This window comes from Mycobacterium sp., from assembly GCF_032162105.1.
Lineage (GTDB): Bacteria > Actinomycetota > Actinomycetes > Mycobacteriales > Mycobacteriaceae > Mycobacterium.
The window spans coordinates 21,394-29,807 of record NZ_JAVRPS010000672.1; the positions used below are offsets into that span (position 1 = coordinate 21,394).

Consider the following 8,414-nt stretch of genomic DNA (forward strand, 5'->3'; position numbering starts at 1 on the left):
ACAACGGCGGCGCGCGAGGGCCACGTGCCGCCGGTGTCCCGCTACGGGGCGGTCAGAGCCAGCCGGGAAGCACGAGCAGCGCCCAGGCGATGAGCGGGCCAATGGCGACGACCAACGCGCTGTACTTCAAGATCTGCTTGTAGAAGGCGTCGCGGTCGACTTCCTGGGCGTTCGCGAGCACCAGCGCCCCGTTCGTCGAGAAGGGACTCACGTCCACGATGGTCGACGAGATGGACAGTGCGACGATCACTCCGATCGCTCCGATGTCACCAGCCAACAGGAACGGAACCGCCAAGGGAATGGTGACGCCAAGGATCGCCGTCGACGATGCGAAGGCGGAGACGATGCCGCCGATGTAGCAGAGCAGCAGCGCCACCAGAAGCGGTATGCCGATGCCGGCCACACCATTGCCGACCCAGTCGACGGTGCCTGCTTCTTGAAGCACGCCGACGAACGTGAGAACCCCTCCGATGAGCAGAACCGTCGACCAGCTGATCTGATTGATCGCCCCCTTCTGCGCCTTCGGCGAGGCCAGTGCCAGGATCACCGCGACGGTCATCGACACGAAGCCGACATCGAGATCGAGAATCAGCGCGAACACGGCCAATGACGCCAACCCGATGAGCGTCAGGATCTGTTCGAACGAGATCGCCTTGACCGCGGTCGCCAATGGCGGCGCGTTCTCGACGGTGACCGTTTGGGACGGCGTCTTGGTCATCGTCGTGCCGAAGCCACGCATCGTCGTCGCCGCCGACTTCCCGCCGCCTACCGAGCCGGTGTCGTCGTCGGGACGAGTCCCATCCTCGTCGTGGACACTGCGCCCGATGAGTGCGCGGCCGCCGAGAAACACGAAGAGCAGCACGCCGATCGCCGCGTTGAACAGCAGGCTTCCCAGGAAGAGGGTCAGGGGGCTGTTGGTGAGACCGGCCTTGTCGGCAATGTTGTTGACCGTGACGCCGTAGATGCTGATCGGCGAGAATCCGCCGGCCTGCGCGCCGTGGATGACCATCATGCCCATCAACAGCGCATTGATCTTGTAGCGGGCGGCGAATCCAAGCGCGATCGGCGCCACGATGGCGACAGCGGCGGGCCCGAGGGCTCCAATCGAGGTCAGGACGCCGGTGATGCCGAACATCACCCACGGAATCAGGGCCACCCGGCCACGGACGAGGCGGACGGCGCCACGCACCAGGAGGTCGACGGTGCCGTTGTTCTGCGCGATCGCGAACAGGTACGTGATGCCGACCAGGGTCAGAAACAGGCTGCTGGGGAATCCGCCGATGATCTGATCGGCGTCCATGCCGACGGCGAGTGTGCCGACGGCGAACGCGGCGACGAAGCCCAGTGCCCCCATATTCACCGGCAGCACCGTGGCTGCGATGAACATGACGACCAACGCGAGGATGGGGATCAATTCGGTCGGCATCGACGGTCTCCGGTTCGTATCGGTGGCACCCGGGCGGCTACCCGGGATCCGAGTGGCTAATTGGACTAGCCACTGAGTCACTTGCACCTAATCAATGATCTGAGTCACTGTCAAGACCCGATGTGTCGCCGGTTACCCCCGCCCACACCGCTACCCTATGGATCAGAGGAACAGAGAGTGGGTGACACAGTGGCTGAGCAAATTCGGCCGGTGAGCCGGCCAAGGCTGTACGAAGTGATCGTCGAGCAACTCTGCGAGCACATCGCCGCCCGGGACATGCAGCCTGGCGACCGGTTGCCGCCGGAACGCGAACTGGCGGCGCAGTTGGGCGTGAGCAGGGCTTCGTTGAGCCAGGCGCTGGTCGCACTCGAAGTGCAAGGGATCCTGTCCGTGCGGCACGGTGACGGCGCCGTGATGGTCCGGCGCCCAGTCGGTGATGCAGCCATTCGAGCACTCCGCGAACATGCCGATCGCTTGCCGGAGGTCATCGAGGCCCGAGAAGCGCTTGAGGTGAAGCTCGCCGAGCTGGCGGCAGAGCGTCGCACCGATGCGGAGATGGCAGCCATCGACGACGCACTCGCGATCATGACCGTCGAGATCACCGAGGGAGATCGCGGCGTAACGGGAGACGAACAGTTCCACCACGCCATCACGGTGGCCGCGCACTCACCGCTACTGGCACGCCTGATGGAGGAGATCGCCGAACTGATCCGTGAAACGCGGATCGAATCGCTCTCGCAATCGGACCGTCCGCGCGCGTCCCTCGAGGGGCACCGGCGCATCGCAGAGGCAGTCCGCAGGCAGGACCCGACGGCCGCGGGCCGCGCGATGGCCGAACACATCCGACTCGTCTCCGACGTGGCCCTCCTGCGCGCCGACGGATGAGGAACGAACAGGGCGTTTCAGCTCGCGTGTAACTTTTCGCCGCGACCACCCGTCCTTGATTGCAGGTATCCACTGCAACGTCAAGGAGCACACCATGGCCCACCCAACCGCAGTAGTCGTCACCGGGGCGACGGGAAACGTCGGCAGGCCGCTGGTCACCGCACTCGCCGAAGCCGGCCTCGAGGTCCGCGCGGTCACCCGCAATCCCGACACCGCAGACTTCCCGTCTGGCGTCACGTCATTCGACTCCGTGTTCGCGGCGCTGCCCGGCGCGGGTGCGGTGTTCCTCAACTCGCGCGCACTCGGAGAAGCGTTGGCCCCGACGGTCGCCGAGGCACGCGCCGCCGGAGTGACGCGACTCGTCGCCCTGTCCGCCATCAACGCCGACGACGACTTCTCCCGCCAGCCGTCCCGCTTCCGGGGCGACCGCAACAAGGAAGTCGATCAGCTCGCCGCCGAGTCCGGCCTGGAGTGGATCAGCCTGCGCCCCACGGTGTTCGCGTCCAATTTCGCCGGCATGTGGGGGCCCCAGATCCGGGGTGGTGACGTGGTCGGCGGCCCGTACGCGTCGGCGTCCACCGCGGCGATCGCCGACGTCGACATCTCCGCCGTCGCCGCGCACGCCCTGCTCACCGATGATCTGGTGGGCATGCGGGTGCCGTTGACCGGACCGGAGGCGCTCACCAACACCCAGATGGTCGAGGTCATCGGCACCGTGCTGAGCCGTCCGCTGCGCTATCAGGAGGCACCGCCAGAACTGGTGCGGCAGCGCTTCATCGGCCTTGGCTTCGGGGCCGAGTTCGCCGACGCGTACATGGCGCTGCTGGCCGAGACGGTCGACCGGCCTGCGTTGGTGACCCACGACGTGGAGAAGATCCTCGACCGGCCTGCCACCTCGTTCGCCCGGTGGGCGTCCGATCACCACCACCTGTTCACCGCATAGGAGACGGCCGTGTCCGATCCACGCCCGCCGCGCTGGCTCAAGCGCATGAACAAGGTGGTGGTCGCCATGCAGCGACTGGGGATCCCCGCTGGGCCGTCGATCGTGCTGACGGTGCCCGGCCGTAAATCCGGTCAGCCGCGCAGCACGCCGATGACGCCGTTCGACCACGACGGCGGCCTCTACACCGTGGCCGGGTATCCCGGCGCCGACTGGGCGGCCAACGCCCGAGCGGCGGGCACGGGCACGCTCACCAGGGGCCGCCGGTCACGCCAGGTGAAAATCGTCGAACTGTCCGCCGACGAATCCCGGTCCATACTAAGGGCATTCGCGGTGAAGGTGCCGGTCGGCGTCGGGTTCGCCAAGCGCAGCGGGCTCGTGGTGGACGGCACGCCCGACGAGTTCGAGGCGCTCGCGGGCCGATTGGCGGTGTTCCGGTTCGATCCCGCGTCCTAACGGCATCAATGTCGGACCCGACCCGACCTGCCGCTTCCCCCAACTACAACGAAGCCGCGACCCATTGCGCTGGGGACCACACGATTCCCCACGGCGGCGGCCAACCCAGGCGTCGAACCTGAAGCGCCTGTGTCGGTTTCATCATCTGCTCAAGCCCTACGAAGAGGCGCCATTCGCCGGGTACGCCGTTTCCGACACGCTTTACGTCGGGTTGCCTCGTTCGTCGCACGGCGCGGGGTGGCCGTCGTCGATGAATGAGAGCGTGCGGCGCATCTCGGTGGGCTGGATGCTGCCGCTCCAGTCCGCGTAGGGGTGGTCGAGGAGGAAGACGACCAGTAGGCCCGACGTCACCAGCATCGCGACTAAGCCGATCGGCGCCGCCTGGATGAGACGCCCTTCGCGCTTATCCGCTTGCAGGCACATGTAGGCGACGACCGCCCAGGCACCGACACCCAGCACGAACCACAGCGGCGGTGGCACCGACGCCGTCGCCTGGGCCAGACGCGCGCGGCGACCTTCGCGACGCTGCGCCTGCTGGTCGAACCACTGCGCGTAGGCCGCCTCCTGCTTGGCGCTCGTCGGCTCAATGCCCTCGAAGTCCCGACCCATCGTCTCGACCCAGGCAAGCACCACCTCCGAGGACTTCCCTGCTCTCATCGCCGGCCACTCATCGGAGATGACGGCGCGCGAATAGCAGATAAGTCCCCCGTGCAGAGCCCGGCCCGAATGCCCCTCCAACACGTTGGCGACATCGTGAAGCTCGGTGACCGCCACGCCTTCGACGCTCGCGCCGTCGCGGGCGTGTTGGTAACTCTGCAGCGAGAAGAAGATGACGAACGCGAGCAACACCGCGGTCATCGTGCCGACCACGGACAAAGTGGTGGCCGCGCGCGGCGGATCGGCGAACCAGCCCTGCTCAGGTATCCGACTTCGCACGAAAAGCTTGCTGATTATCGCCGCGGACACGATCACGATGAGGATCAGAAGCGCGATCCAGGTCAGCACCGCCGTACTGTAGCTGTGCGCGACGTCGACCGGCGTGGGTTTGTAACGTTCGCACGGTGACGCGTGCAGAAGGCCGGACGGCGGTCCTCCTTCACAGGCTCGGCGGTGACCGCCTGATGCGCAACAGTTCGCCGTGTGCGGCCAAGCGCGTGCAGATGACCACGGGATCGTCGTGGGCCGTGTGGGCGCTGGCGGGGCAATCCAGATATGCCACAGCGTGACTTGGAGGGCCACCCCGGTCGAAATTCCACGCATTCTCCACGGGGTTCGGCGGGAGTTCAAAAAACCGCCTCTGAGCTGCGGTTATATCCGTGCGCGATACTGGGATTGAAGTAGGAGTAAAGGTGTTCTTCGCGTATTCGGTGACATCACCTGTGCAAGACGTTCTGGGGCGACGTGCGCGTACCGTCGGGCACCACCCGCTATCGCCCGTCAATACAACATCACGGAGGGGAAGGCTGCGCCATGACAACCCGTCAGTCGCGGATCGACCCGACGGCGATGGCCTCCTTCGTGGCGGCTCTCGTCGGTGTGATCGCGTGGCGGATGGTTGGGGGGTGGGCCTCACTCTTGGCCGCGACGCTTTCACTCGCGTTGGGGTTCCTAGCGCTCTCCCGCATAAAGCGCAACGGGCACGCGGGCCGATGGGCGGCAGTCGTCGGAATCGGGTTCGGAGTCGTGATCTACGCCATCCTCATCGTGTACGTTGCGCTGGACCTCATCAATCCCGTCGAACTGCGCCCGTAACGCACCTACACGTCTGCGAAATGTCTTTCGCGCAATCGCTACCACTAACCCTCCAAGACGCTCGATGACCGCATAACGACGTCGTGCGCATCCCTCAAGGCACGCCAGTTACCGTCGCTGCGCCGGATTCGTCTCACCGCTCGGACTGCCTTGATTGCTTCTTCCGCCCGCAAGGCCGTGACGGTCGATCGGGGGTAGCGGCCGGGTGCCGCGTCGGGCAGTGTGTGTGCCGGGGAGAGACGACCGGTCGAGGTGGTCGGTTGCAGCCCGTCGCGGGTCTCGATGGAGGTTGCGTATGACACCGCGAACCGCTCGGTGCGCCTGCGGTCGGGTCGAAGTCACGGTGGAGGGCGAGCCGCTGCTCGTCTATGTGTGTCACTGTGATTTCTGCCAAAGGCGATCGGGGAACGTGTTCATCGCTTCGGCGCAGTTCCCCGAGGATCAAGTGGTGTCGATCACCGGCGAGACGTGCTGCTACAACGGCCTCGAAGTCGACGGCGTCGGTGCCGTCGGGATGCCGGGAGGAATCAACTACCGCTTCTGTGCGGTGTGCGGCTCCAGCATCTACATGGACGCGATCTTCCCGCACATTGGCGGGCGCGTCTTCACCATCGCGCTCGGCAGCTTCGTCGACGCGGTATTCCCGCCGCCGACAACGGAGTTCTTCACGAGGTTCCGCCACCCGTGGGTCCCGCCGATTCCCGACGCCGTCCAGATCTTCGACCCGCTGGATGGCTCACTCACCGTCGAGTCGGGGTTGCAGGGTGGTCGACCGGCCCCGTCGTCGAGTGAAGAGAGACGTTCAGACCAGCGTTGAAGTGGGACCCAGCTTCCCATCGACGTCAGGCGAGCTTCACTCTCAGGTATTGCGCAATGCCCATGCGCTCAAAGGTCCGTCGTCGCTTCGACGAGAGCATTGGCAAGGCTGTCGCCGCGTCGATCACTTCAAGCTCTGTCACGTCGTGGGTTTCGCCCTCGGCCGATACCGTCGCCCGCCCGGCGGCTAGCACGTTCTGCAGCCAGTCCACCTGGCTCCCGTAGGCCAGCGGAATGATGAACCCGTCCTGCACACGGTCTGCCCCGACCGGCGTCGAGTACTGTTTGCCCGACTTTCTGCCGGTATGTCGGATGGCTGCGGCGTACGAGTTCTTTCGCCCCGCAAGTGCGACCATGACCGGGTTGAGCAGGTACTTGTTTGAGATACGAATCGCGCGCAGCAGCGGACGGGGCCAGGTTCCTGGTGCAAGAGCCACGTCTCTGACGCTACTTGCGCGTCGACTTCGGTTCTAAGACAAGAGCCCAAGGCCCACAACCCACCACCCTTCTAGATGGTCCGCACCGTGCCGCCGTCGACGACGATGTCGGTCCCGACCACCGACGACGCGGCGTCCGACACCAGGAACCCGATCACCTCGGCGACCTCCTCCGGTCGGGCCGGGCGGCCCAACGGAATCCCGCCGAGCGAGTCCATCAGCGTCCGCAGCGCGGTGGCCTCATCCGTACCTCCGGCGGCGGCGATCCGCTCGACGAGCGCATCGGCCGCGCCGGTCTGGACGAAGCCTGGCGACACGGTGTTGACCCGAATCCCCTTCGGCGCCAACTCATTGGCCAGGCCCTTGCTGTAGGCACGCAGGGCGGCCTTGGCTGCGGCATAACCGAGTGTGCCGTCGCCCAACGGCATCCGGCTCTGGATGGACCCGACGTGGACGATCGCGCCCGCACCGGCCTCGATCATGGCAGGCACCAGGGCACGGTCGAGCCGGACGGCGCCGAGCAGGTTGAGTTGCAGCTCGTCGACCCAGTGCTGGTCGGTCAGCGCCGCGAATCCGCCTGCGGGCGCGGCTGATCCACCCGCGACGTGGACCAGAATCTGTGCGCCGCCCAGCCTGGACACGTGGTCCGCGACGGCCAGAGCGCCCTCGCCTGTGGTGATGTCGGCCGCGACGAAGTCATCGGCATCGGCCGGCCGATGGCGTGCGACGACGGTCGTCGCTGCCCCAGCTGCGCGCAACCGGGCCACCACGGCGGCACCCGCACCCTTGCTCCCGCCGGTGACCACGGCCCGGCGGCCGTCGAGGTTCATCACGCCGGCCCGCCGCGATCGGACCGGAAGATGGGCCAGCACAGGTCGGTCTCCCACCGCGACGAGTCGTCGGTGTCCCAGGCGAATCGCAGGTAGTACTCGCGCAGGGGGCCCTCGACGCTGATCTCGTGTCGGGTCGCGTAGTCGCCGAGTGCACCGTAGGCGAGGTCGACGTCGTCGTGCGGGCCATGGTGCCGTACCACGACGAGTTCTGCTGCGGGGACGGTGAATTCCCGTACCCGGCCGACCGCCCGGACGTTGCCGGCGACCGGGATGAACACCGTGACCGGGCCGCGGTCGTTGGCGAAGACGTCGAAGCCGTAGAGGCCACCGGGTGGGCCGGTGGCATCGAGGCCTTGCTCTCGCACCGTGTCCTGCAGTTCGGCGATCGCGCCCTGCCACCAGGACACCAGGTCGTCGCGTTCGACGTCGGCGTGCACCGCGATCGACGGCACGGCAGCCACGCTGCGATGCTCCAGTGCGGCCCCGCCGCCCGGCCGGTCGAGGATGTCGCGCAGCGCCTTGACGGCGTCGCGAGTCTCGGCCAGCCGGGCCTCCAAACGGCCGAGGTGGGCACTGATCATGACATTGCGATCGTCGGGGTCGGCGGCGAGCACCGAGCGCACCTCGGGGATCGGCATGTCCAGGCCTCGCAGCCGGCGCACCACCTGCGCGGTGCGCACCTGGTCGCGCGAGTAGTAGCGGTAACCGGTGGCCGGGTCGACGTGGTGTGGCTCGACCAGTCCGACGTCGTGGTAGTGCCGCAGCGTCTTGACGCTCAGCTGCGTCATCCGCGAGAAGTCACCGATCGAGACCACGTCAACAGGCATCCATCCAGTCTGGAGTCTCCCGCTACGGAAGAGTCAAGCGGC

General features: G+C 66.6%; 10 protein-coding genes. 5 read left to right on the forward strand and 5 right to left on the reverse strand.

Annotated elements, in window-relative coordinates; translation table 11 throughout:
- Positions 1-52 precede the first annotated feature (52 nt).
- A complete protein-coding gene (locus tag QOC69_RS33910) occupies positions 53-1,426 on the reverse strand; it encodes an SLC13 family permease (protein ID WP_526446859.1) in 1,374 nt (457 codons plus the stop codon).
- 189 nt (positions 1,427-1,615) lie between these two features.
- Between QOC69_RS33910 and QOC69_RS33915 the strand changes: the two genes are divergently transcribed.
- The 3 genes from QOC69_RS33915 (at position 1,616) to QOC69_RS33925 (ending at position 3,707) form a co-directional block, all read left to right on the forward strand.
- Complete coding sequence (locus tag QOC69_RS33915) at positions 1,616-2,311, forward strand: FadR/GntR family transcriptional regulator (protein ID WP_526446861.1); 696 nt, start codon at positions 1,616-1,618, stop codon at positions 2,309-2,311.
- A 94-nt stretch (positions 2,312-2,405) separates the two neighbouring features.
- Entirely contained in the window at positions 2,406-3,254 is an 849-nt protein-coding gene (locus QOC69_RS33920) for an NAD(P)H-binding protein (protein WP_526446863.1), read from the forward strand.
- 9 nt (positions 3,255-3,263) lie between these two features.
- Positions 3,264-3,707: a nitroreductase family deazaflavin-dependent oxidoreductase gene (locus tag QOC69_RS33925; protein ID WP_526446865.1), complete on the forward strand. Its 444-nt coding sequence runs from the start codon at positions 3,264-3,266 to the stop codon at positions 3,705-3,707.
- 201 nt (positions 3,708-3,908) lie between these two features.
- Here QOC69_RS33925 and QOC69_RS33930 read toward each other — a convergent pair whose 3' ends face one another.
- Positions 3,909-4,712, reverse strand: coding sequence for a bestrophin-like domain (locus tag QOC69_RS33930; RefSeq protein ID WP_526446867.1), 804 nt, complete (start codon positions 4,710-4,712; stop codon positions 3,909-3,911).
- Positions 4,713-5,177: 465 nt separating this feature from the next.
- Between QOC69_RS33930 and QOC69_RS33935 the strand changes: the two genes are divergently transcribed.
- Together QOC69_RS33935 and QOC69_RS33940 are read left to right on the forward strand one after the other, a co-directional pair.
- Positions 5,178-5,459 (forward strand): hypothetical protein, encoded by a 282-nt coding sequence (locus tag QOC69_RS33935; protein ID WP_526446869.1) that lies wholly within the window; start codon positions 5,178-5,180, stop codon positions 5,457-5,459.
- Between the two features lie 295 nt (positions 5,460-5,754).
- Positions 5,755-6,276 carry a GFA family protein gene (locus QOC69_RS33940; RefSeq protein ID WP_526446871.1) on the forward strand — a complete coding sequence of 174 codons (522 nt, stop codon included), beginning with the start codon at positions 5,755-5,757 and terminating at the stop codon, positions 6,274-6,276.
- A 25-nt stretch (positions 6,277-6,301) separates the two neighbouring features.
- Here QOC69_RS33940 and QOC69_RS33945 read toward each other — a convergent pair whose 3' ends face one another.
- The 3 genes from QOC69_RS33945 to QOC69_RS33955 all read right to left on the reverse strand — a co-directional run bounded on the left by QOC69_RS33945 (position 6,302) and on the right by QOC69_RS33955 (position 8,372).
- A complete protein-coding gene (locus tag QOC69_RS33945; RefSeq protein WP_526446873.1) occupies positions 6,302-6,712 on the reverse strand; it encodes a nitroreductase family deazaflavin-dependent oxidoreductase in 411 nt (136 codons plus the stop codon).
- 71 nt (positions 6,713-6,783) lie between these two features.
- Positions 6,784-7,584: an oxidoreductase gene (locus tag QOC69_RS33950; RefSeq protein ID WP_526446875.1), complete on the reverse strand. Its 801-nt coding sequence runs from the start codon at positions 7,582-7,584 to the stop codon at positions 6,784-6,786.
- Positions 7,542-8,372 (reverse strand): MerR family transcriptional regulator, encoded by an 831-nt coding sequence (locus QOC69_RS33955; protein WP_526446877.1) that lies wholly within the window; start codon positions 8,370-8,372, stop codon positions 7,542-7,544. The genes QOC69_RS33950 and QOC69_RS33955 overlap by 43 nt, the downstream gene beginning before the upstream one ends.
- Positions 8,373-8,414: the final 42 nt, after the last annotated feature.

Coding starts and splice junctions, on each gene's coding strand:
- QOC69_RS33910 (WP_526446859.1), bottom strand. CDS start 1,426: ATGCCGACCGAATTGATCCCCATCCTCGCGTTGGTCGTCATGTTCATC.
- QOC69_RS33920 (WP_526446863.1), top strand. CDS start 2,406: ATGGCCCACCCAACCGCAGTAGTCGTCACCGGGGCGACGGGAAACGTC.
- QOC69_RS33935 (WP_526446869.1), top strand. CDS start 5,178: ATGACAACCCGTCAGTCGCGGATCGACCCGACGGCGATGGCCTCCTTC.
- QOC69_RS33940 (WP_526446871.1), top strand. CDS start 5,755: ATGACACCGCGAACCGCTCGGTGCGCCTGCGGTCGGGTCGAAGTCACG.
- QOC69_RS33955 (WP_526446877.1), bottom strand. CDS start 8,372: ATGCCTGTTGACGTGGTCTCGATCGGTGACTTCTCGCGGATGACGCAG.